This window comes from Spirosoma gilvum (genome assembly GCF_054776815.1).
The window spans coordinates 206,941-230,400 of record NZ_BAAHBH010000003.1; the positions used below are offsets into that span (position 1 = coordinate 206,941).

Annotated in this window: 22 protein-coding genes; 11 read left to right on the top strand and 11 right to left on the bottom strand. The window is 49.4% G+C overall.

Annotation, left to right across the window (positions count from 1 at the left end):
• Nucleotides 1-225 precede the first annotated feature (225 nt).
• From polA to ACYVFD_RS09240, 4 genes are all read left to right on the top strand, one after another.
• Entirely contained in the window at nucleotides 226-3,321 is a 3,096-nt protein-coding gene (gene polA / locus ACYVFD_RS09225; RefSeq protein ID WP_461089619.1) for a DNA polymerase I, read from the top strand.
• 527 nt (nucleotides 3,322-3,848) lie between these two features.
• Entirely contained in the window at nucleotides 3,849-5,024 is a 1,176-nt protein-coding gene (locus ACYVFD_RS09230; protein ID WP_461089620.1) for an MFS transporter, read from the top strand.
• 92 nt (nucleotides 5,025-5,116) lie between these two features.
• Nucleotides 5,117-6,070: an SPFH domain-containing protein gene (locus ACYVFD_RS09235; RefSeq protein WP_461089621.1), complete on the top strand. Its 954-nt coding sequence runs from the start codon at nucleotides 5,117-5,119 to the stop codon at nucleotides 6,068-6,070.
• A 101-nt stretch (nucleotides 6,071-6,171) separates the two neighbouring features.
• Nucleotides 6,172-6,915, top strand: coding sequence for a universal stress protein (locus tag ACYVFD_RS09240; RefSeq protein WP_461089622.1), 744 nt, complete (start codon nucleotides 6,172-6,174; stop codon nucleotides 6,913-6,915).
• Nucleotides 6,916-6,927: 12 nt separating this feature from the next.
• On the opposite strand, the gene ACYVFD_RS09245 is transcribed toward ACYVFD_RS09240, so the two are convergent.
• The 6 genes from ACYVFD_RS09245 to ACYVFD_RS09270 all read right to left on the bottom strand — a co-directional run bounded on the left by ACYVFD_RS09245 (nucleotide 6,928) and on the right by ACYVFD_RS09270 (nucleotide 10,107).
• Entirely contained in the window at nucleotides 6,928-7,371 is a 444-nt protein-coding gene (locus ACYVFD_RS09245) for a GNAT family N-acetyltransferase (protein ID WP_461089624.1), read from the bottom strand.
• Between the two features lie 9 nt (nucleotides 7,372-7,380).
• Nucleotides 7,381-7,857 (bottom strand): OsmC family protein, encoded by a 477-nt coding sequence (locus ACYVFD_RS09250; protein ID WP_461089625.1) that lies wholly within the window; start codon nucleotides 7,855-7,857, stop codon nucleotides 7,381-7,383.
• Nucleotides 7,858-7,958: 101 nt separating this feature from the next.
• Entirely contained in the window at nucleotides 7,959-8,300 is a 342-nt protein-coding gene (locus tag ACYVFD_RS09255; protein WP_461089626.1) for a cupin domain-containing protein, read from the bottom strand.
• Between the two features lie 27 nt (nucleotides 8,301-8,327).
• Complete coding sequence (locus ACYVFD_RS09260) at nucleotides 8,328-8,972, bottom strand: LysE family translocator (RefSeq protein WP_461089627.1); 645 nt, start codon at nucleotides 8,970-8,972, stop codon at nucleotides 8,328-8,330.
• A gap of 14 nt (nucleotides 8,973-8,986) precedes the next feature.
• The gene (locus ACYVFD_RS09265) at nucleotides 8,987-9,436 is read right to left on the bottom strand and encodes a GNAT family N-acetyltransferase (protein ID WP_461089628.1); all 450 of its coding nucleotides are present in this window, start codon (nucleotides 9,434-9,436) and stop codon (nucleotides 8,987-8,989) included.
• Between the two features lie 47 nt (nucleotides 9,437-9,483).
• A complete protein-coding gene (locus ACYVFD_RS09270; protein WP_461089629.1) occupies nucleotides 9,484-10,107 on the bottom strand; it encodes a pyridoxamine 5'-phosphate oxidase family protein in 624 nt (207 codons plus the stop codon).
• Nucleotides 10,108-10,198: 91 nt separating this feature from the next.
• Here ACYVFD_RS09270 and ACYVFD_RS09275 point away from each other — a divergent pair, with 91 nt between their 5' ends.
• The 5 genes from ACYVFD_RS09275 (at nucleotide 10,199) to ACYVFD_RS09295 (ending at nucleotide 17,548) form a co-directional block, all read left to right on the top strand.
• Nucleotides 10,199-11,761, top strand: a complete 1,563-nt coding sequence (locus ACYVFD_RS09275; RefSeq protein ID WP_461089630.1) for an aminotransferase-like domain-containing protein — start codon at nucleotides 10,199-10,201, stop codon at nucleotides 11,759-11,761.
• Between the two features lie 61 nt (nucleotides 11,762-11,822).
• Nucleotides 11,823-12,788, top strand: coding sequence for a bestrophin family protein (locus ACYVFD_RS09280; RefSeq protein ID WP_461089631.1), 966 nt, complete (start codon nucleotides 11,823-11,825; stop codon nucleotides 12,786-12,788).
• Nucleotides 12,789-13,000: 212 nt separating this feature from the next.
• Entirely contained in the window at nucleotides 13,001-15,670 is a 2,670-nt protein-coding gene (locus ACYVFD_RS09285; protein ID WP_461089632.1) for an ABC transporter permease, read from the top strand.
• Between the two features lie 110 nt (nucleotides 15,671-15,780).
• Nucleotides 15,781-16,689 carry a helix-turn-helix domain-containing protein gene (locus ACYVFD_RS09290; RefSeq protein WP_461089633.1) on the top strand — a complete coding sequence of 303 codons (909 nt, stop codon included), beginning with the start codon at nucleotides 15,781-15,783 and terminating at the stop codon, nucleotides 16,687-16,689.
• A 97-nt stretch (nucleotides 16,690-16,786) separates the two neighbouring features.
• A complete protein-coding gene (locus ACYVFD_RS09295) occupies nucleotides 16,787-17,548 on the top strand; it encodes an SDR family NAD(P)-dependent oxidoreductase (protein ID WP_461089634.1) in 762 nt (253 codons plus the stop codon).
• A 189-nt stretch (nucleotides 17,549-17,737) separates the two neighbouring features.
• Here the strand turns inward: ACYVFD_RS09295 and ygiD are convergent, their stop codons facing one another.
• The 5 genes from ygiD to ACYVFD_RS09320 all read right to left on the bottom strand — a co-directional run bounded on the left by ygiD (nucleotide 17,738) and on the right by ACYVFD_RS09320 (nucleotide 20,675).
• A complete protein-coding gene (gene ygiD, locus ACYVFD_RS09300) occupies nucleotides 17,738-18,571 on the bottom strand; it encodes a 4,5-DOPA-extradiol-dioxygenase (RefSeq protein WP_461090146.1) in 834 nt (277 codons plus the stop codon).
• Between the two features lie 64 nt (nucleotides 18,572-18,635).
• Nucleotides 18,636-19,157, bottom strand: a complete 522-nt coding sequence (locus ACYVFD_RS09305) for an NAD(P)-binding domain-containing protein (protein ID WP_461089635.1) — start codon at nucleotides 19,155-19,157, stop codon at nucleotides 18,636-18,638.
• A gap of 157 nt (nucleotides 19,158-19,314) precedes the next feature.
• Nucleotides 19,315-19,896, bottom strand: a complete 582-nt coding sequence (locus ACYVFD_RS09310) for a Crp/Fnr family transcriptional regulator (RefSeq protein ID WP_461089636.1) — start codon at nucleotides 19,894-19,896, stop codon at nucleotides 19,315-19,317.
• A 54-nt stretch (nucleotides 19,897-19,950) separates the two neighbouring features.
• A complete protein-coding gene (locus ACYVFD_RS09315; protein WP_461089638.1) occupies nucleotides 19,951-20,355 on the bottom strand; it encodes a hypothetical protein in 405 nt (134 codons plus the stop codon).
• 17 nt (nucleotides 20,356-20,372) lie between these two features.
• Nucleotides 20,373-20,675, bottom strand: a complete 303-nt coding sequence (locus ACYVFD_RS09320) for a thioredoxin domain-containing protein (RefSeq protein WP_461089640.1) — start codon at nucleotides 20,673-20,675, stop codon at nucleotides 20,373-20,375.
• Nucleotides 20,676-20,883: 208 nt separating this feature from the next.
• On the opposite strand from ACYVFD_RS09320, the gene ACYVFD_RS09325 reads away from it, so the two are divergent.
• Both ACYVFD_RS09325 and ACYVFD_RS09330 read left to right on the top strand, forming a co-directional pair.
• Nucleotides 20,884-22,101: a PAS domain-containing sensor histidine kinase gene (locus tag ACYVFD_RS09325; RefSeq protein ID WP_461089642.1), complete on the top strand. Its 1,218-nt coding sequence runs from the start codon at nucleotides 20,884-20,886 to the stop codon at nucleotides 22,099-22,101.
• Nucleotides 22,079-23,137, top strand: coding sequence for a response regulator (locus tag ACYVFD_RS09330; protein WP_461089644.1), 1,059 nt, complete (start codon nucleotides 22,079-22,081; stop codon nucleotides 23,135-23,137). Before ACYVFD_RS09325 ends, ACYVFD_RS09330 begins: the two co-directional genes overlap by 23 nt.
• Nucleotides 23,138-23,460: the final 323 nt, after the last annotated feature.

A 23,460-nucleotide genomic window follows, 5' to 3' on the forward strand; every position in this document is an offset into this window, starting at 1 on the left:
AGGTTCCGCAAAGATCGTAAGGAAGAACATTATCTATCTTTGCGATCTTTGCGGAACCTCAGCACCTTTGCGTTTAAGCCCTATTTTAACGGAATCAAAACCCGTCGGAAGGTGTTTTATACATACGTAATTTCTCTCCTGAATTCGTCAATTTGTTTACTCGAAAGCGCTTGATTGTCCGTAAGTCTTTCGACCTTTGGCGAATTGATTTGTGACTCCTATCGAATGGCCAAACCACAGAAAAAACTCTTTTTATTAGACGCGCTGGCTCTGATTTACCGCGCTCATTTTGCCTTTAATAAAGCGCCCCGTATTTCGTCGCGCGGGGTCAATACGTCAGCCGTGTTCGGATTTATGAACGCTATGATCGAGGTGCTGACTAAAGAAAAACCCACCCATATCGGTGTGGCCTTCGATTCGGCCAAGAAGACCTTCCGGCATGAACAGTTCCCGATGTATAAGGCTACCCGCCAATCGCAACCCGAAGATATTAGTGTAGCTATGCCGTATATCAAGCGGATTGTAGAGGCCATGCATATCCCGATTCTGATTCTGGAAGGATACGAAGCCGACGATATTATCGGGACCATCGCCAAGAAAGCAGCACTGGCTGATTTTGAGGTGTATATGATGACGCCCGACAAAGATTACGGTCAGTTAGTCGAAGAGCATATCCATATTTACAAGCCGGCCTTTATGGGCAAACCGGCCGAAAAGCTGGGCGTACAGGAAGTACTGGATCGTTGGCAAATCGAACGGATTGAGCAGGTGACGGATATGCTTGGCCTGATGGGCGATTCGGTCGATAACATTCCGGGTATTCCGGGTATTGGCGAAAAAACGGCGCAGAAACTCATCGCCGACTTCGGATCGATTGAAAACCTGATTGCCAACGCCGATCAACTGAAAGGCAAGCAGAAAGAAAACGTTGTCAACTTTGCCCAGCAAGGGTTACTGTCGAAGCAACTGGCGACCATTCATCTGGACGTTCCTGTCGACTTCGATGAAGATAAACTTCGGCATACCGAATACGATAAACCGAGATTATCGGCTTTGCTGGATGAACTGGAATTCCGGCAGATGAAAACCCGGCTACTTGGAGCCGATTACGACGAGAAACCGCTACCAGAAGCATTCAAAGCGGGTGGTAAATCGGGACAGATGAACCTGTTCGATTCACCGAGTGATTCGTCGCCGGCGTTCCTACCATTCCCAAATATGAGTGCGGTAAATCCCTCAGGAGCGGATGATTTGCCGTTTGATTTTGATGGTAAGCCCTCACCTCCGGCCCCTCTCCCAAAACAGGAGAGGGGGGCTGGACGGTCCAGCGGTTCGGGGAAAGAAACTCCGGTTAAGGTGCCAGTGGCGTCGGGTACAGAAGCTACGCCAGGCAAGGTTACCGAAACCATTACGACCGACGATAAACCGGGAGCAGAAGTGACCGAAGAACCGGCTTATCTCGATGTTTATCCAGACTATGAACTGGACGAAAACCAGCCCGAACGTCGGAAAACGATTCTGTCGGTCAAGCACGATTATCGGCTGGTCGATACGCCCGAATTGCGGGCGAGTCTGGTGCATTACCTGAACCTTCAGGAGAGTATCTGTTTCGATTCGGAAACGACGGCTATTGACCCTGTCGAAGCTGACCTGGTTGGGTTATCGTTTGCCTATCGCACGGGCGAAGCCTTCTATGTGCCCGTCCCCGAAGACCGGGCTGAAGCGCAGGCCGTTGTCGATCAGTTTAAACCTGTCCTGGAAAATCCAGCCATCCATAAGATTGGGCAAAACCTGAAGTACGACCTGCTGATGCTGAAAAAGTATGGTGTGGAAGTACAGGGTAAACTGTTCGATACAATGATTGCCCACTACCTCATTGAGCCCGAAATGCGCCATAACATGGACATGATGGCCATGACGTACCTGAACTACAGCCCGGTCGAAATCGAATCGCTAATCGGTAAAAAAGGCAAAGGTCAGCTCACCATGCGCGATGTAGATGTTCAGAAAGTGGTGGATTATGCCGGTGAAGATGCTGACGTTACCCTGCAACTGAAAGAAACCTTTGCTCCCCGGCTCGAAAAAGACAACCTGTACAAACTATTCGATCAGGTTGAAATGCCGCTCGTTCGCGTCCTGACCGATCTGGAACTCGAAGGCGTGACCATCGACACCAACGCGCTAGCCGAACTGTCGGCTACGCTGGAGGTCGATATGCGTCAGGTACAGCAGGAGATCTTCGACATTGCTGGTGAACCGTTCAACATCGGTTCGCCAAAGCAGTTGGGCGAAGTGCTATTTGAAAAGTTGAAGCTTGATAAGAACGCCAAAAAGACCAAAACGGGTCAGTATGCTACGGGCGAAGAAATCCTGTCGAAGCTGGAAGTAGAGCACGAGATTGCCCGGAAGATTCTGGACTACCGTGAACTGGTCAAGCTTAAAAATACGTATGTCGACGTACTGCCAACCCTGATCAGCAAGCGAACGGGCCGTATTCATACATCCTTCAATCAGGCGGTAGCGGCTACTGGACGGTTGTCGTCGGTGAATCCGAACCTGCAAAACATTCCGATCCGTACCCCACGCGGGCAGGAGATTCGGAAAGCATTTGTACCTCGTGGACCAGAGTTTCTGATTATGTCGGCCGACTATTCACAGATTGAGCTGCGGATCATGGCGGCTTTCAGTGGCGATAAAACCATGCTGGATGCGTTCAACAACGGCGTCGATATTCATACCCAGACGGCCAGCAAAGTTTTCCATGTAGGGCTGGATGAGGTAACGAGCGATATGCGTCGGAAAGCCAAGACGATCAACTTTGGGATTATCTATGGCATTTCATCCTTCGGTTTGTCGCAGCGCCTGAAGATTCCCCGTAAAGAAGCCGCTCAGATCATTGAGGAGTATTTTGCGGGTTTCCCGGCCGTAAAAGATTACATCGATCAATGCATCGAAAAAGCACGCGGATTTGGCTATGCAGAAACGATTCTGGGCCGCCGACGGTACCTGCGCGACATTAACTCCCGCAACCAGACCGACCGGATGTTTGCCGAGCGTAACGCCGTGAATGCGCCTATTCAGGGAAGTGCTGCCGATATGCTCAAAATTGCCATGATTCGCATCCACGAGTTCATGCAGCAGGAGCGATTGAAGTCAAAAATGATCCTGACTGTCCACGACGAACTCGTATTCGACGCCCATCGCGATGAAATAGAGTTACTAAGCACTCGCGTTAACGACATTATGAAAAACGCCATCCCCATGGCCGTTCGAATGGAAACCGGCATCGGTGTCGGTGAAAACTGGCTGCTGGCACACTGATCAGGTAAAATGATCTCACTTTGTCATTCTGAGGAACGAAGAATCTCAAGCCTAACTCATGAGAAGTTTGAGAGTCTTCGTTCCTCAGAATGACAAAATCTCAGTTCGGATAACTGTAGTGATTGAAAATAGTTAAACACGCTTATCAATATAGACCTGCTTTAATCATGTATTAGAGCAGGTTTTTTTGTGCCGAAAAACAGGGTAGCTGATTCTTCATCAGAACGGGCGCGATAGGTCGGGCAAACGGGTCCCCAAAAACTGAAAATGTGTATTGTAAGCATCCAGAAAACGGAATTCCTGAGTTAAATCTTAACCAATCATAACGATCATAGAAACCTGCGTTCTATTTTATTACTGCGTCATAATTGGATTCGCTGGCCAATAAGTTTGAACATTCGTAGGCTGAGGAACAATTTTGTACTTTTTCTATTTGCGTAATAGTATACTGTTCGGTAGGCGAATGGTAGTGTGAGTTTTTTAAGATTGACTCACTCACAAGCTGTTAGTAAATAGAACGCTGCAAAATGAAAAAAAGCTTATTGCCTCTCACCATCGGAGGCTTCGGAATCGGCATGACCGAGTTCGTTATGATGGGGATTCTGCCTGATATTGCTACTGCCTTACATATTTCGATTCCGACGGCTGGGCACCTGATTTCGTCCTACGCACTGGGTGTGGTGCTGGGTGCTCCGCTGCTGGTGGGTATTGCCGGAAACTACCCACCGAAGAAGATTCTGCTGGGCCTGATGGCGCTGTTTACATTCTGTAATGCCCTCTCGGCTTTCGCCCCGAACTACGAAACCATGATGATTACCCGGCTGTTGTCGGGCTTACCGCATGGGGCATTCTTTGGCGTGGGGGCGGTGGTTGCCAGTCGGCTGGCGGGTCGTGGCAAAGAAGCACAGGCTATTTCGATGATGTTTGCCGGACTTACTGTTGCCAATATCATTGGCGTGCCGCTGGGAACCTACATTGGTCATACCATGAGCTGGCGTCTGACGTTTCTGATCATTGCCGGTGTTGGACTGATTACGATGGCCAGCATTCAGAAACTGCTTCCCGATATGCCGGTTATGGGAGAATCGAACCTTCGAAAAGATCTGAAATTGTTCACGTACGTAGAGCCTTGGTTGATTCTGGGCATCACGGCCATCGGCACAGGCGGACTGTTTGCCTGGTTCAGCTATATCGCTCCATTACTGACCGAAGTAGCCGGTTTTGAGAGCAGTCAGATTACCTGGATTCTGGTGCTTGCGGGTCTGGGAATGGCGGTCGGAAACCTGATTGCCGGTCGTACAGCCGATCTGATTTCGCCCATTAAAGCGACGGCCTTGTTTCTGCTACTGATGGTGCTTTCGCTGACGATCGTCTATTTTGTAGCTCCTTTCAAAGTGCCTTTACTGGTTATGACGTTCATAACAGGGGCTATTGCGTTTTCGCTGGGGGCACCGATTCAGATTTTGATGATTCGGGCTTCTAATGGTTCCGAAATGCTGGCGTCGTCGGTGAGCCAGGCTGGGTTCAATATGGGTAATGCGCTGGGAGCCTATCTGGGTGGCCTGCCCATTGCAGCCGGCATGGGGTATACCTCGCCAATGTGGGTTGGTGCTATGCTCGCGCTCACGGGCTTTGGCATGGCGGTAATCATGTATTTCCGCCAGAAACATGCCGAACAATATGAATTGGCGACGGGTCACTGAGGCTTACCGTTTGAACAATAGTTTGCAGAAAAAAATAAGGGATTCCGTACATTGAGACGGAATCCCTTATTTTTTCTAAACCTAAACATTGCATGGACTTTCTGTTAGTGCTGTTCATTCTGGCGATTATCGTCCTTTATCTTTCTGTAGTCATTGTCCGGCAGGGGACAGTGGCTGTTGTTACAGTTTTTGGGAAATACACCCGCGTCATGACGCCGGGCCTGAACTTCAAAATCCCATTTATCGAATTCATTTACCGCCGTATCTCAATCCAGAACCGATCGGTCGAACTGGCGTTTCAGGCTATTACAGCCGATCAGGCCAATGTCAATTTTAAAGCCATGCTGGTCTATTCGGTGCTAAATCAGGCCGAGGAGACGATCAAAAATGTAGCCTTTAAATTTATCGATGAAGCCTCCTTTATGCAGGCGTTGATTCGAACCATCGAAGGATCTATTCGCAGCTTTGTTGCCACGAAGCGCCAGTCCGAAATTCTAGCCCTCCGTTCCGAAATTATCGAGCACGTGAAGTCGCAGATCGATGCGCTGCTCGAAAGTTGGGGCTACCATCTTATTGATCTTCAGTTAAATGACATTGCCTTTGATGAAGTCATCATGCGGTCGATGGCGCAGGTAGTAGCCTCCTCGAACCTAAAAGCGGCTGCCGAAAACGAAGGTCAGGCGTTGTTGATCACCAAAACCAAAGCCGCTCAGGCTGAAGGGAATGCCATTCAGATTTCGGCCGAAGCCGAGAAAACAGCTTCGCAACTCCGTGGACAAGGGGTTGCGTTATTCCGCGAAGAAGTGGCCAAAGGGATGGCTGAATCGGCTCGGGTAATGAATGAGGCCAAGCTGGATGCATCGTTGATTCTGTTCTCGATCTGGACCGAAGCCATCAAGCATTTTGCCGAAAATGGTAAAGGAAACGTCATTTTCCTCGATGGATCAACCGAAGGCATGGACAAAACGATGCAACAGCTAATGGCCATTCAGAAATTGAACAATGATGGCGACCCTAATGGGATTGTACCGTCGGCAAAACGTTGAACATAGTTTACAGTATTCGGTTTACCATTTACGGTAGGCTGGCACGTCATCGCGTTTATGCGTCAGTCCACCGAATACCGTAAACCGAATACTGTAAACCTATGACAAACCTGCTTTTCCCTACCGATTTTTCTACGAATACGATGGCGGCTCAGGATTGGGTACGCCTGTTTGCCCATAAAACGGGTGCCACGGTCACGCTGTTGCACGTGTATCAGCCTATGATTCCTGATACTACGTTTCCAACCGTGGGCGGTATTAGCGATCCGGGCCTAGGGTCGGTGGCCGCTTTGGAACTGGAAGAACTAAGTCGGCAACGGCTGGATGAGCTGGCTGACAGATTACGGGCCGAAGGGTTATCCGTCGATGTTGACTGGCGGATTGGGCTAGTGGACGATAGTATTCTGGAAGCGGCCCGTGACCACTCGGCCGATTTAATTGTGATGGGCCGGAGTGACTTAAGCACGTTCTTCGATCGAGTAGCCGGAAGCGCCGTGTCGGATGTGGCCGACGAAGCTCGTTGCCCCGTATTGATTGTGCCAACTCCAACTACAGGCAAAGGAGAAGCCATTCGCCCGGCGCAGGTGCGGACGATTGCGTATGCCATGCAACCCCAAACGACGAGGTCGCTGGTGGAAGATCAAACCGAGTCGCTGGTGAAGGCCTTTAATGCTGAGTTGCTTATAGTGACTGAAGATAAACTCGATACAATTCATGCCGATCTCATTGTTCTTCAGTTGTATCCTCAGGAAGGCTTTTTAGATAAGCTATTCCATCCCAATCCTGTAGCATCGCTGATCGAAAAGTCGGATGTGCCAGTACTGGTTTATCACCAGCCTGAATAGGGCAGGAGGGTCTTATGCATTATTCAACTCCATAAAATACAGATCAAGTCCCGGCGCCCAGAAATCGGGTTTGGTGTATTGGATCTGAAATCCGAATTTCTCGAAAAAGCGGTAAGCAACCTGTGATGTCCGACATTCGATCCGCCGGACAGTAGGTTGTTTCTGGATAAGTCCGAGATTATAGATTAATAAGGCACTGCCAATCCCTAAGCCATTCAACTCCGGGTCGGTGAGAATCCAGCAGATGTGGGCGACAGTCTGATCATCCGAAAAATAGTGTCCGCAAGCGCCAACTACTGAGCCATTCAGTTCGGCGACGAAGTAAGGGTCAGTATAGGTTTGCAGAAACTCAGCGTATTCATCCCGTTCGTTTTCGCCGAAGGCCGCAGGCACATTCTTACTGAAAACTTCCAAAAGCGGCTCAATATCGGTTTGAGTAAACAGACGGATGGTCATCAGAATGGTTTATTCGTTTAGGGCGCGGCAAGTTGGCTGGTGGTGAACTGGGAAATTGCAGGAATTGGCGATAAAGCAAAGCTGGTTGGCCTTATGATGAAGTTGGTTGGCCTTTTCGATCATCGACGCATCGGCGACCACAACAGAGGGATATAAAGTGACTTCCGTAAAATGTCCACCACCATCCGACGTCTCGACCATAGTGCCTTTGGCTGTATCAGTATAATCGACCACAACAACGCCCGCATCCGTACAAACATGCAGATACCAGAGCATGTGGCAGGTAGACAAAGAAGCTACCAATAGCTCTTCTGGATTATACCGGGTTTTGTCGCCCCGAAAAGCAGGGTCCGATGAACCGGGAATGTCGGGTTTGTTAGCGGCCGAGATTACATGTGACCGCTCGTATTGCCGGTAGCCGCTGGTGCCTTCTCCTGTATTTCCGGTCCAGGTTGTCTTGATTTCGTATTGATGTTGCTTCGCCATGAGGAAGTAATTTTTGTCAGGTGTAGTCAAGAATAGTCAAGTATTGCGACTTCTTACCACCCTTGACTATTCTTGACTACACCTGACAATACTTGACTATACTATTCATTTGTTTCACCCCCAATAGGGCCATAAAATAAAACCCAGGTAGCAAAGTCGTCGGTAAAATTCTCGAATCGGTGATCCACACCGGCTGGCACAAAGAGCAGATCACCCGGTTTGACGGGTCTAGGAGTCCCCGCATACAGAAATGTACCACTACCTGAGGTAATCACATATACTTCATCGCGCTGGTGAGGCTGCTGCTTGTCGATTCGATCCGGTTTGTAATATTCAACAACCAGGCTACCATGACTGAACAGCTCAACAAATTCGGTAGAAACCGTCTTTAGTTGACGGACACCATCTTCGGGCGAAAATAGGCTATTTGCTGGTTGAGCCATCTATAATTCTGGTTTATACGAACGGACTCATTTCCCTTTATCAATGGCCATTCGCACGGCAAGGCCAGTCAGAATACTGGCCATGACCCATTTCTGGACCCGAATATAACCCGGACGGGCCTGAAACCAACGGGCCATCCGAGAAGCCGACAGCACAATGGCCAGATTAATCGTCGCGCTGATGAGCAGTTGGGTGACGCCAAGTTGAACATTCTGCGTCCATAACGAACCGTATTCGGGACGGGTGAACTGCGGAAAGAATGAAACATAAAATACGGCCACTTTCGGATTGAGCACATTGGTCAGAAAACCCATCCGAAAGAGCTTCCCTGCCGAATCGTGTGTGGAAGTGCCAACGGTTTTTTTGACGTCAAATGGAGAAACACTGCCTGGTTTAATAGCTACCCAGGCCAGATAAAGCAGATAACCAACGCCCAGCCAGCGAAGAACCTCATATACAACCGGAATCGCCATAAAAATAGCCGTGAGACCCGCTGATACCAGAAGAATATGAACCCAGAATCCCATTAGTACACCGGACAATGACAAAATTCCTGCCCGTCGCCCTTGGGTGATGGAGCGGGAGATCAGGTAAATCATGTTCGGACCGGGTGTTAACACAAGTCCCAGAGCGGCTAAACTAAACAGCAATAATTCGTTGATAGGCAGCATAGAAACAGACGCGATTATTGGTTCAGAAAAAGAACCATTTGCTCTTCATCGTAATACATATCTCCGTCTTTAATGGCTTTCGGTTCGCATGAAAACGAACGAAACTCCATCGTTTCATACAGTCGTTTGGCTGGACGATTACTGGCAATTACAGTGAGGAGAATTTGCTCCATGTTGGGTAGTTGCTTTGCCCGGCGGATAGTTTCCTCAATCAGTCGACGGCCAATACCTTGCCCGCTGTATTCAGTAGCTACATACATGGCAAACAGTAAGCCCTTATGTCGGAGTTTTTGGCGATTGTATCCCTCCCGACGGAAACTTACCGACCCTGCCAGTTCATCAGAGTCAGTAAGTATGCCGAGTGTAAAGCTGTCGGGTAGTCCATCGGTTGGGAATGATTCGTAATTCTGATCGGCAGGGGTAATACGGAAACAATCTTGGTGCCGGGTAAAGCCCTTGCGCATAAAAGATTGATAACCAAAGTTGTTAGCTGACGTCAGTTCAACCAATCTCATAACAGATAATCAGGTAGTGGAATGACCGCATCACCTTCTTTAGGAATAGGTGTCTGACGAACAATTTTCAAGGGAACTACACCCGCCCAGGTTGGTAGCTGTTCATCTTCAGGATCGTCATTTGGGCCACCCGTACGGAGTTTGGCTGAGGCTTCATTCAGCGAAAACGACAGCACCGTTGTTTTACGCATTTCACTGTCGGTGGTTGGGCGAAGGTCATCCCAGCGGCCCGGAATCAGGTGATCGGTGATGAGGGCCAGGGCTTCCAGCCGTTCAGCTTCGTCGGTCACTTTTTCGGCATTGGCGAAAATGACGACCGATCGGTAGTTGACGGAGTGGTGGAAAGCCGATTTTGCCAGTACGAACCCATCGGCCAGCATAACCGTGATGCAAACCGGTGCTCCTCGTTCGATGGTTCGGATAAAATGGCTGCCTACCGATCCGTGGATATAGAGTTTATCGCCTTTCCGCGCAAACGCTGTAGGAATAGCCATTGGTTGTCCATCAATGGCGTAACTGACGGTGCAGAAGAGAGCTTCGTCCAGAATAGGATGAATAGTCGCTTCGTCGTAATGAGCGCGTTTCGCTAAACGGCTGGGTGTTGTACGGGTGGTTTGCATGACTGTAACGCGGACATCTTGTCCGCAGGGTTAACAACATAGCGGACAAGATGCTGAAACGTCAGTTCGGCCGCATTACTTTTCAAAACAAATGTCGTTCTTTACCGGACTATTGATCTCGTCCAGTTTTGAGAATTATACTAGTCCGGTTATGCTACCCTTCAAATCCCTCATTCAGATCGACAAAGCATCGACAGTGCCCGTATTTGTTCAACTGAGCAATCAGCTAGGACAACTCATTCGGGCAGGCACGCTGGCACCAGGGCAGCGATTGCCGGGTACGCGTCAGTTAGGGGAGCTACTCCAGTTGAATCGTCAGACGATAGTGGCTGCTTACGATGAAGGACTGGCACAGGGGTGGCTCGAAAGTCGATCGGGAAGCGGTACTTATGTGGCCAAGCATTTCCCGGACGTAAAACCGCAACCGTTGCTTGCCGAACTACCGATACCAATTCCTGAATCATCACTGGAAACCCCCGGCTATTCATTTGAAACGAACCCCCTGTTGGTGCGGCCTGTACTGACGTATTCGGTCGGACTTCATCTGGACGATGGTTTCCCCGATATTCGACTGGCACCGATGGAGGAACTGGGCCGGGCTTACCGCTCGTATTTTCGGTGGGGAAATCCACAGCAGCATTTTGGCTATGCTGATACAAAAGGGCATTCGTTATTGCGGGAGCAGTTGTCGTTATACCTGAACGAAACCCGTGGCTTGCGTACAAAACCCGATAATATACTCATTACGCGGGGTAGCATTATGGGCCTGCACCTGACTTGTCGGACGCTCCTGCGGGCTGGTGATGTTGTCGTAACGGGCGAAACTACCTGGTTTGGCGCTGTCATGAACATTGGCAACACTGGCGCTTCTATACTGACTGTACCCGTAGACCAGCATGGGATGGATGTGGATACGCTGGCTGAACTGTGCCAGAAACAGCGAAGCGTCGCCCGGCCAATCCGAATGGTGTTTGTAACGCCCCATCATCATTACCCAACAACCGTTACACTGCGGGCCGACCGCCGGATTCGTTTATTGCAACTGGCTGAGCAATATGGGTTCGCTATTCTGGAAGACGATTATGATTACGATTTTCATTACCTCAGCCGACCCATACTGCCACTAGCCAGTGCCGATCAGCGGGGTATGGTCGTTTATGTAGGATCACTGACCAAATCGGTGGCCCCTGCTTTTCGAATCGGGTATGTCGTAGCGCCAACGGCTTTGATTGATGCACTGGCCCAGCTCCGGCGCATCATCGACCGGCAAGGGGACCCCATGCTCGAATTTGCGATCGGGCAACTATTCAAAATGGGCGACCTGAAACGTCATTTCCGAAAATCGCTGCGCACTTACCAGGCCCGACGTGATCATTTCTGCGAGTTGCTGACAACCGAGCTAAAAGATACAGTTCAATTTACGAAGCCCGATGGCGGTATGGCCGTCTGGACAACCTTCGATTCGGCGATTGATATGGAGGCCATGGCGCTTCGGGCAAGTCGTGAAGGGCTGACACTGGCGAGTGGTACAACCCATAATCCACCTGGTCAGCAACTTAATGGCACACGACTAGGCTTTGCGTCGAGTACAGAAGATGAGTTGGCGCAAAGCGTAGCCGTGCTGAAGAAAGTGATTGCAAGGGGGAGAGGTTGACAGTGGGGTAATTGGCCATTGGCTAATCTTTCAACTGGCTTTCAGGTGAATTTTCGGTGACATGAGTATATTTCGGCTTAACCTTCTTCCTCAATATTCCGTGGTTATTTATCAGGCAAAAGATTGGGCAGGTGCCCTCAAGCATTTCTATACGAGTTATAGTATTCAGATATTGCTACAACGTGTGGGCTATGTCAGTGTCTACGGCCTTCTACTTACGCTGGTCGATCAGCATGTTGTTGATGTTCACCTCCCTTTCGACGGTACGCTGTTTTCCCTGTTGGGGATTACCCTTAGCTTACTGCTCGTTTTTCGTACCAACACAGCTTATGATCGATACTGGGAAGGTCGTCGACAATGGGGTTCATTAGTCAATTATAGCCGAAACCTGGCTGTGCTGCTCGATGCGCTTCTTCCCGACGATGCCATCACCAATCGTACGTACTTTGCCCGTTCGCTATCTAATTTTGCGCTGGCGCTTAAAGGCCATTTACGCTCTGGGGTTGATTTCGCAGAACTGGACGAGATGGGCGACGATGAACTTCAGTCCCTACAACAGTATGCTCATGTTCCGAGCCGAATTGCGGCTTTGATTCTGCGTCGAACACAGATGCTGCGTCAGGACAACATCGTGAATGATGCCGACCTGATTACGGTTCGACTCTACCATCAGGCGTTGCTCGATATAACCGGTGCCTGCGAACGGATCAAAAAAACGCCCATTCCTTTCTCGTATAGTTTTTTCATCAAGCTATTTATTACGGCTTACGTACTACTGATTCCATTCGTTCTGGTAAAATCGTATGGTTATTTCGCCATACCGGCTACTACTCTGGCTGCCTATGCCCTGATTGGCATCGAGATGATCGGCGACGAAATAGAAGAGCCGTTTGGCCTGGATTGCAATGATCTTCCCCTCAATCAGATTGCCCACAACATCCGACGGAATATGCATGAAATTCTGGGCGTAACTCCGCTGACTGTCGACGCGCCAAAGCAGGAGGTCGATTACATAAAGGTCAATTAGTATAGGGCATGGGGGTAAGGGCATAGGGGCAGTCTATTCTCCTTATGCCCTACGCCTGATTTGCCTGTCCGGTTAGGGACGAAGTTTGTCCGTTAATGGACAGACGTTAACCAGTTAACTAGCTGGAAAATGCCATTTTAAGCGCTTAGGAGCCTATTTTTATTTTTGGCAATTGATTTGTACGATAAAATGTAGACTAATGCTTAAGCGCTATGAGACCATCACCACCTCGCTGGGCTGAGCAGCTACTGATCTGGCTACATCCGTCTGAAACGGTCGAGGAAGTGCAGGGCGATCTGGACGAGCTGTATACATACTGGTTGCAACGGGCTGGTAAACCACAGGCTAGCCTGCGATACATTCTGAATGTGCTTTCAGCAATTCCTCCTTTTGTTCGGCGTAGGCGTCCCCGGCAACAGGAATATCCCCAACCCTCATCACTCCATCCGTCTATGTTATCGAATTACCTCAAAATTGCCCTACGCACGCTCTGGCGCAGCAAGGGGCATGTGGCCATCAACGTTGTTGGACTGGCCGTGGCCTTCTGTATCTGCACATTCCTGTTTTTGACGAGTTATTTACAGCTTACGTTTGATTCCTTTCACGAGGATGGGGACCGGCTTTTTCAGACCTATTACTTCTCGAACGATCCTGAGAAGCCCAGTAAGTCGGGCACCATGCCTCTGGCGTTACTGCCAGCGTTAAAAGCCGATTTCCCCGAACTGGAAGCTGGTGCTCAGGTGGTTCAGGGACGGAAAAGTCTGGTTGAATATAAAGGAAATTACTTCGACAAGCTGATCACACTGACTGACCCGGATTTTCTGACCATGTTTTCGTTTCCCATGCTCAAAGGGAGTCGCAGCAGGGCTTTGCACGATCTGAGCAGTATTGTGATCAGCGAAGACATGGCAAAAGCCGTATTTGGGGCCGACGATCCAATGGGCAAAACCCTGCTGGTAGGCAGCGATGGCGATCAAAAACAGTACATCGTCACCGGGGTGCTGGCCACTCCGCCGTATAACTCGTCGATTCAGTTCGATGCGCTCGTTCGAGTTGAAAATTCCCCAAATTATCAGGCAAGGAAAGGCAACTGGTACGACAATTCGCATCGGGTTTTTCTGAAATTACCGGCTGAGGTTGACCAGGCAACGTTTGAAGCACGGCTGAAGCCGTTTACGCAGAAATACTTGGCTCAAAGTCTGGACGACCTGAAAAAGAAAGGCGCTAAGCCCGATAGTCATGGCGATTTGTTTGCTATCCGCTTGCAGAAACTGGCCGATACGCACTTTGATCGGGAGGTTTCGGGTGGGAGAGGGGCGCCAATGGCTATGGTTTATGTGCTGTTAGGGATTGCCTTTTTTATTCTGCTGATTGCCTGCATCAACTTTATCAATCTGAGCATTGCCCGGTCATTTATGCGTGCACGAGAGGTGGGCGTGCGCAAATCGCTGGGGGCGCTGAAAACGCAGCTTTTTGTCCAGATCTGGAGTGAATCGACACTCATTTGTCTGGCTGGCTTTAGCCTTGGTGTGTTGTTGAGTTATTGGCTCCTACCCTCATTTAACGCCTTTTTTCAGGCTCGACTTGAGCTGGCCCACCTTACTCAACCCGGTTTTATTGGTCTGATTGTAGGCATATTTGTCCTCGTTACCTTACTGGCTGGGGGCTATCCGGCCTGGCAAATGGCGACGTTCAATCCGGTGGAGGTACTCAAGGGGAAAATCTCGCTCAAGCGTCCCGGCTTCCTGCGCAATTCACTGCTTGTTACGCAATTCTCGTTGTCGAGTATGCTGGCCTGCGCTACGATTATTGCCATGCAGCAGGTCGATTTTTTGCGTCAGCAGCCGCTTGGGTTTCAGAAAGAGCAGGTCATCAGCATACCGGTTGGGAATCAGGTGAACGGGCGGCAGGTACTCCAACGGATGCGAAATGTGTTGGCGACCGACCCGACGGTTCTGGCCATAACAGGTACCGATGTCAATCTGGGAAAGGGTAAAGACCGCGTGAGTTCGCGGAGTAGCGTTGGGTTTACCTTCAAAGGCCGTGAAATAACGTCAGACCTGCTCCTCGTTGATTATGACTACTTCAAAACGTTGAATATAAAGTTGCTGGCTGGCCGAGATTTCAATCCGGCCTATGCTGCTGATTCGGTAAATCGGGTGGTGGTTACGGCAAGTATGGCGAAGCTTTTGAGCGAGAAGAATCCGGTTGGCTCGTTCTACCACGATGATGCCGATACATCGGGCGCTCAAACGCAGATTATTGGAGTCGTACCCGATTTTCATCTCTATTCCCTGGCCGATCAGGCAAAGCCCATCACTATTCACATTTCGCATGCTGATCCGATTCGGTATATTTTTGTGCGGGTATCCCCCCAGAGCCTGGCTAGTTCGATGGACCGAATGAAACAGATCTGGAAAGAAATAGCTCCCCAATCGGAGTTCATGGGGTCATTTCTGGATGAGAACGTAGATGCCTGGTACCAGAACGAAGAGATGCTTTCGCGGATGTTTAGTCTGGCGTCCAGCATTGCCATTCTGCTATCCTGTATCGGTCTGTTTGCCATAGCCCTCATCGTCATCGAACAACGGACGAAGGAAATAGGTATTCGAAAAGTCATGGGCGCCAGCATCCCCGGCATCATTGTCACCTTATCGCGGGATTTTGTCAAGCTGGTTCTGATCGCACTTGCCATTGCTATTCCATTAGCCTGGTTTGGAATGGACAAATGGCTCTCTGGGTATGCCTACCGGATTGATGTAAGCCCCTGGGTTTTCGTATTAGTAGGACTATCGGCCCTTTTTATCGCCCTGGCAACGATCAGCTTCCACAGCATCAAAGCCGCCCTGGTAAATCCGGTGAAGAGTTTGCGAAGTGAATGAGCATAGGGCAAAGGGGTAAGGGCAAAGGGTCAACTTGTATCCCCCTGCCCTTACCCCTTTACCCTTCGCCCAAAAATGCCTATATTTGATTTTTGCAAATCAGATGCGGTATGGAGACGACAACGCTGGAGGGATTCTATAAAGAGATTGCCACACTTATTCCCGAAGATCTTAACAAAGAGATCGGGCACTTCAATGTATTTAATATTGAAGAAGTGCATGCGAGAATTAAAAAGAATCCCCGCCTGATGCCGTACAATCGACGGGCGTATTACAAAATCAGTCTGATTCGTGGGCGTAGCAAAGCCGAATATGCCGATAAGGTCATTGATATTGAGCAGAGTGCACTTCTATTCGCTACGCCCAAAATTCCGTATCACTGGATTCCGCAGGAGGAGGGTTTGGCGGGCTATTTCTGCATTTTCACCGCCGATTTCCTCATTCAGCAGAAAAGTGGAATTGTGCTCGATGAACTGCCGATATTTAAGCCAGGTGGCTACCCGGTCTTTCAACTGTCGGATGAGAACATTGAAGACCTGCTCTATATCTTTCGAAAGATGGCGAAGGAAATCTCTTCAGATTATGCATATAAGTATGATTTGCTCAGGAATTACGTCCTCGAATTAATCCACTACGGTCAGAAATTACAACCCGCTTCGGCACTTTATCCTACACATACAGCCTCTGCGCGGGTTTCTTCCTTATTTATTGAGTTGCTGGAACGGCAATTTCCGATCGAGTCGCCCCAGCAGAAACTGGGTTTGCGGACAGCCAAGGATTTTGCCGATCGGCTGGCGGTTCATGTCAATCACCTCAACAAAGTGCTCAAAGAAAATACGGGTAAAACTACGACTGATCTGATTAGTAGCCGAATTATTCAGGAGGCCAAAATTCTGTTGAAGCAAACCGACTGGAACATTTCCGAAATTGCCTACAGCCTGGGCTTTGAAGAGGTGGCTCACTTCTCCAACTTCTTCAAAAAGCAGACCTCCTTTTCGCCAGTTACGTTTCGAGCGTAAAGGCTTGATTTGATTTTTGCAAATCTCGGATTGATTCGCGCAAACACCTGCTCTGGTGGCCGATCTACCTTTGTCTCATCAAAATCAACCAGAAACGATGAGCACAAGTAAAATCGCATTAGTAACCGGTGGTAGCCGTGGGCTAGGCAAAAATATGGCGCTGAGTCTCGCTCAAAAAGGAATCGACGTCATTCTAACGTATCATACTCAAAAAGACGAAGCAAACGCGGTAGTCGCTGAAATTGAAAAGGCCGGGCAGAAAGCCGCTACCTTACAACTCAATGCAGGCGACGTGAAAAGTTTCGATGCATTTTTCGGGCAACTGAAAACTGTTTTGCAGGAGACGTTCGCTACCGATCAGTTCGACTTTCTGATCAACAATGCTGGAACCGCTCTCTATGGCGCCTTTGCCGAAACTACTGAAGAGCAATTTGATACAGCCCTGAACATTCATTACAAAGGGGTATTTTTCCTCAGTCAGAAAGCGCTTCCATTCATCAACGACGGTGGCCGCATTATCAACATTTCATCAGGGCTGGCCCGCATGACCTACCCCGGTTCGTCGGCTTATGGGTCGATGAAAGGGGCTATTGAAGTACTTTCGCGGTATATGGCCTTGGAATTAGGCCCCCGACGTATTGCCGTCAATGTGGTGGCACCAGGCGCTATCGAAACCGATTTTGGCGGTGGCCACGTTCGTGACAATAAAGAGATCAACGCGCAGATTGCCAGCCGAACGGCTCTGGGCCGGGTTGGCCTTCCCGACGACATTGGCGGTGTAGTGGCATTCCTCTGTACCGACGAAGCCCGATGGATCAATGCGCAACGGATCGAAGTATCCGGCGGGCAAGGGTTGTAGTGCAGGGAGCAGGGTGCGTGGGGCAAGGAGCATGGGGCAGGGATGGCAGGGAGCGTGGTGCAAGGAGCAAGGGTTGCTGGGATAGCGGGGATTGTTCAGGTGTAGCCGTATGGTTACAGCTTTGCCATCCAAGCAACCCCTGCCATCCCTGCCCCTTACTCCCCGCGCCCCGCTCCTTGCTCCATGCCCCTAACCCAGCCTAACCGAGGTCATCGTCAGCGAACCCGCTACGGCGTGGTCGTTGAAGAACGATACCGAATCGTGGCTGCCTTTCAGACCAAGCGTGTACAGAAGCGGCAGATAATGTTCGGGTGTCGGAATGGCCAGTGCCGCTTCCCGACCAAGCAGGTTGTAGTTGATCAGCGGTTTGGTATCACCATCGCTGATCAATTGCTTAAATCGATCGTTCAGCGACAGTGCCCAATCGTAGCCATAGTTCGGCACGTTCATTTTATCCCAGGCCACCATCCGCAGGTTATGCACCATATTACCACTGCCCATGATCAGGACACCTTTCTTGCGTAACTCATACAGTTCGCGCGCCAGATCATAATGGTACTGTGGTCCTTTGGTGAAATCAATACTCAATTGCAAAACGGGAATCTTCGCATCGGGATACATGTGCCGAACAATGGTCCAGGTGCCGTGATCGAGGCCCCAATCGTGAGCCAGTTCCACATGCGCCGAGTGAATTAATGAAGCGGTTTCTTTGGCTAGTGTCGGACTGCCAGGAGCCGGATATTGCACATCGAACAGCGCCTGCGGAAAGCCCCCAAAGTCGTGGATAGTCTCTGGAAAATCCATCGCTGTAATCTTCGTTCCCCGGCTGAACCAGTGCGCCGAAACCACCAGAACCGCCGTTGGCGTCGGTATTTCGGTCGCTATTTTCTTCCATCGACGGCTAAATTCATTGTCTTCGATCCCGTTCATGGGCGAACCGTGACCAACGAACAGAACCGGCATCAGTGGTCCTTTCTCGGCTAGATCATCGGTGAATTTTTTAAAATCAGATAAGGTATTCATGGTAATGGCCCCGGTTAAAATCGTTTTTACAAATTGTCCTCGCTTCATAGCGAATCGTCGTGGGTTAAACCGACCAGTCTTCAACGACAATCGGTGTCAGGTTCGCAACAGTCAGTAAGTCCGAAACAGTGGCAATTGCCCCCTCGTGCGTGCCCGATAGAAAAGCATTGTCGGATAGAGTAGCCTCTTCTGAAGAGGCTATCAGTACGTTTACCACTTTCGAATTGGGTAGCCATTGCTGGAGTTCTTCGCTGACCTGTGTATCCAGTTTGTTGTCATTGGAAAGGACCGCCAAACTGATCACAATTTTGCAGGTTGCTACCTGCCGTATCTGTTCTGCTATGGCTTTCTTCGCTGATTCTGGAACTGCCAGAACCAATATATCCGCTTCCCAGCAGGCAGTTACTTTACTGTCGATAGGCTCAACATCTACAGCATTCGCTGACTGCACAAGCTTATCTGTCAATGTCTGTACTTTCGAAACATCCTGATCGACAAGGAGCAATCGGTATGTATGATCGGCCAGCCGGGCGGCTAGTGCAGAACCCGTACTACCCAAACCGATAATGGCGATTGTTGGCTTCATAATGATTCATTGTCAGGTCGTTTCGATCGACTGACAGAACAAAATTACCACCAGCATACGGCTGAAAACGATGGCTTAAGCCAAGAAAAAACGTTGTACCAGGTCAATAGTTTTCGGTCAGAACCGTGGCACGGCTCAGGCCGAAAACTATTGAAAATCAATCGTGATTTGCCTTCCGGCCACGAATACGGCTCAGAAAAGCGGGCGTTATGCCCAGGTAAGAAGCGATCATGTGCTGAGGAACGCGCTGTACGATGTCGGGGTATCGGTGTACAAAATCCGCGTATTTCTCTTCGGCCGACTGGCTAAGGGCGCTCTTGATTCGGCGTTGTGTTGCTAGGTAATTATTCTGTAGTGTAATCCGAAAAAAACGCTCCATTTTGGGTACGCTTTCGACCATTACGTCCATATTTGCCCGCTCCAACAGCAATAGCTCGGCATCTTCCAGCGCATCGATGTTGCTATCCGAAGGTTCGCCCGTGAGGTAACTGTACATATCGGATATCCACCAGTCTTCGGGCGCAAACTGAAGGATATGCTCCGTGCCTTTCGAATCAACGGTGTAAGCCCGCAATAACCCTTTCTCCACAAAGGCAATCGATTTGCAGACATCGCCCTCCTGGAGCAAATAGTGTTTCCGGCGAAGTTTCCTGGGGATAAAGAGTGTTTTCAGAAGAGCAAATTCATCGTCGGTCAGATTGACCAGACGCGAAACATGCTGGTGGAGCCGGTCGTACATCGTGTGAGGAAAAGATCACAACAAGTATACGACCTGGCAACGTAGCCACCAAACCTACAACATGTTCAGGCTCATCATACCCGACAGGAATTGCAGGCAACCGTCTTTTACACGGGTAAATTCATTCATCAGCACCGTGGTATGACGCTCAATGGCAGCCGATAGGCCGAAGTGTTTATCCGAGCAACTCAGCGTTTGTTTGATGGGGGGGCATTCTGTTCCGGTACAAATTAGATTCTGGTTAAGCTGGTCCAGTTTTACCTGTAAATGGCTTAAATCTTCGAAGTAGTCAACCGCGTCATGACGAAGGCTACGGCTGTTATAATGGTTCATAACCTCCAGCAGTAACGAGCGGAGTTGACGAATTTCTTCGGCCTGCTGACAAATAATCTGCTGCCAGTACTGATGATTTTGATGGCAGGAGGTTGGTGTTAAAGTGGAATCAGTTGTTGAGTTCATAATGATCTGCAGTAGTTCTATGTTGTGGGTGTTTCAATCAACTGGGTATGTAGCTGGTTGAAAAGATCAGAATTGTCGATAGGGCCCGTATACCGCCACAGCTCCAGACCTCGCTTCAGTAAGACAAAAGCCGGTAAGGATGTAATGCCAAAGCTGCGTACTATTTCTGGATGACTGCTTTCGTTTACCTGCATGATCTGCACCTGCGGACGAAGCACCGAACGCAGGGTATCCAGCAGGTGGCCCACATGAGTCTGCTGGACCGCTGACGATGAAGTAAATACCAATAGTACAGGCAGTTGTGGAGCTGTCGTTACCATGGACGAATAAGATACCATGACAATAAGCCAATTAATAGGTCAAAGTTGTTCTTTTTGGCCCCGGTAGTAGGTGACACAGATCAGCAGAGAACCTGATTTTAATCAGTCGGCTACGCTACACAGCCATTTATTTTGCACTCAGAAGTAATTTTTGTCAGGTTGTTCAAATCCCAGACAAAAAGACTGGACGCTAACTGTATCGTTTACCATGTTCGACGACTCGTTTGAGGCCGTTTTTACCCATGCTACCATCGGCATAATCGTGTCGGATGAACAAGGTCATATTGTATCGTCCAACCGACATGCGCATACCCTGTTTGGGTACACGAAAGAAGAAATGACGGGGCTGTTGATCGATGCGCTGGTTCCCGATTCGGTTGCGCATCGACATGCTCAGTTACGAATGTCGTTTAATACCTACCCGCAGGTACGCGCCATGGGGCACGGCCGCGACCTATATGCCAAACGTAAAGACGGTTCCGTTTTTCCGGCCGAAATCAGTCTGAGTTATTTTTATCGGGAAACGGTTCTATTGACGGTTGCCTATATAATTGACATTACCGCCAAAAAAGAAGCTGATTTGACTTTATTGGCTCAAAAGGCCCGAATCGAGCAGCTCAACGCCGAACTGGAGCAGAAAGTTGTCGATCGAACGCATGCCCTGATGGCAACGCTTCATCAACTTGAGCAGTCGAAAGATGAACTGGCTAAAGCCTTAGCAGTAGAACGGGAATTGGGTGAACTAAAGTCACGCTTTGTTTCGATGGCATCACACGAATTTCGAACTCCGCTGAGTGCCATACTGACATCGGCGGCCCTGATTGAAAAATATCCGGCAACCGAACAACAGGACAAGCGAACCCGGCACATTCACCGGATCAAGGCTTCCGTTTATCATCTGAACACCATTCTGGAAGAGTTTCTGTCGGTCGGACGCCTGGAGGAAGGGCGTCTGGAAGCCAACTGGTTGTGGGTTGAACTAGGCGGTTTGATCAACGAGGTGGTAACCGATTTGCAAGATATGCTGAAAACCGGACAGCGTATTCAAATGCAGGTCAACTGCCCGAAGCTGATCCGAAGTGACCCGTCGCTGTTGCGTAAAATAGTCGTTAACCTATTGTCGAATGCGATTAAGTATTCATCCGAAAATCAGACTATTGAGCTGGAGGCTAACTGCAATGAGACCGCTTTTCAACTGACCGTTCGTGATGAAGGCATTGGGATTGCGGCTGATGATCAGAAGCATTTGTTTGAACGTTTTTTCCGGGCTAAGAACGCCACCAATTTCGCGGGTACAGGCCTTGGACTTCATATTGTTGCCAAATACCTCGAGCTGTTGGGCGGTACTATTGTACTGAACAGTGAGTTAGGGCAGGGCACCACCGTAACTATAACATTTCCCTATGAAAACTATTCTGTTAATTGAAGACAACGACGATATTCGGGAGAACACGGCTGAAATTCTGGAGCTGGCCGGATACAATGTGCAGACGGCCAATAACGGTAAAGTCGGTGTAGAATTGGCGCTCGTTGATCGGCCGGATCTGATTATCTGTGACATTATGATGCCCGTACTGGATGGGTACGGCGTGTTGCACATCGTTACCAAAAATCGGGAGTTGTCAGGTATTCCCTTTATTTTTCTGACGGCTAAGTCGGAACGTACGGATTTCAGAAAGGGCATGGAATTAGGAGCCGACGACTACCTGACCAAGCCATTCGATGAGTCGGAATTGCTCAGTGCGGTAGAAGGGCGCCTGAATCGATTTGCCAAAATTCGGCCTGAGGGCTACAACCTGAAGCAGGAAGGGTTTAACGATTTTCTGGATGATGTGAGTGCAGTAGAAGGGCTGCAACGCCTGTCTATCGATCGTAAGCCCCATTTTATGGCCAAAAAGCAGTTTGTATACACCGAAGGAGATGAACCTACTCGCCTGTATTTTCTGAAAAGCGGCCGGGTAAAAACCGTTCGGACCAACAACGATGGAAAAGAATTAGTGACCGGAATCTACGGAGCCGGTGAATTTTTCGGCGATCTGGCCCTGCTGGAAGAGAAGCCTTACACCGAATCGGCCCTGACACTCGACGATTCTGAACTGGTGTATATTCCTAAGGACGATTTTAAACATCTGCTGACCGTCCATCCCGAAGTCGGGCGGGAGTTTGTGCGGATGCTGGCCGGGCGGATCAGCGATCGGGAAGATCAGTTACTGGGTATGGCCTATAGTTCGCTGCGTCGACGGGTAGCGAATGCACTCTTACGCTTGCAGGAACCCCTGCCCAGTGGCGAACCTGCTCCACCGATTCAACTGTCACGCGATGATCTGGCGTCGGTAATCGGCACCGCCACCGAATCGTTGATCCGAACGCTGAGCGAATTCAAGCACGACGGACTAATCGAAATTTCGGGCGCAGGAATTCGTGTGCTGCAGCCCGACAAACTACGCCGGGCAAATTGGTAAACGGTTTGGTAAATTGAAAATTCGATGGTTGAGTCTGGCGAAAAACGAGGATCAACTTCATCGAATAACGGTCTGCCAGATTGGGCGTGCAAACGCCCTTTATCGAATCTTTTACTCTAGTAAATTCAGGGGCTCCTGGCTACACGATAAGCGTAGCCAGGAGCCCCTGAATTATTTGTTGGCACAAAAAAAATGCTAAACACCGTATTTCTTTTCTTGATCAGGTAAGTTGCTGATTATTAGTAATATATGAACTTTATTGTTGTTCGTTAGCCTTGAGTTGGTATTTATATGTAAAAACGGCAATTTCATTTATCTATATA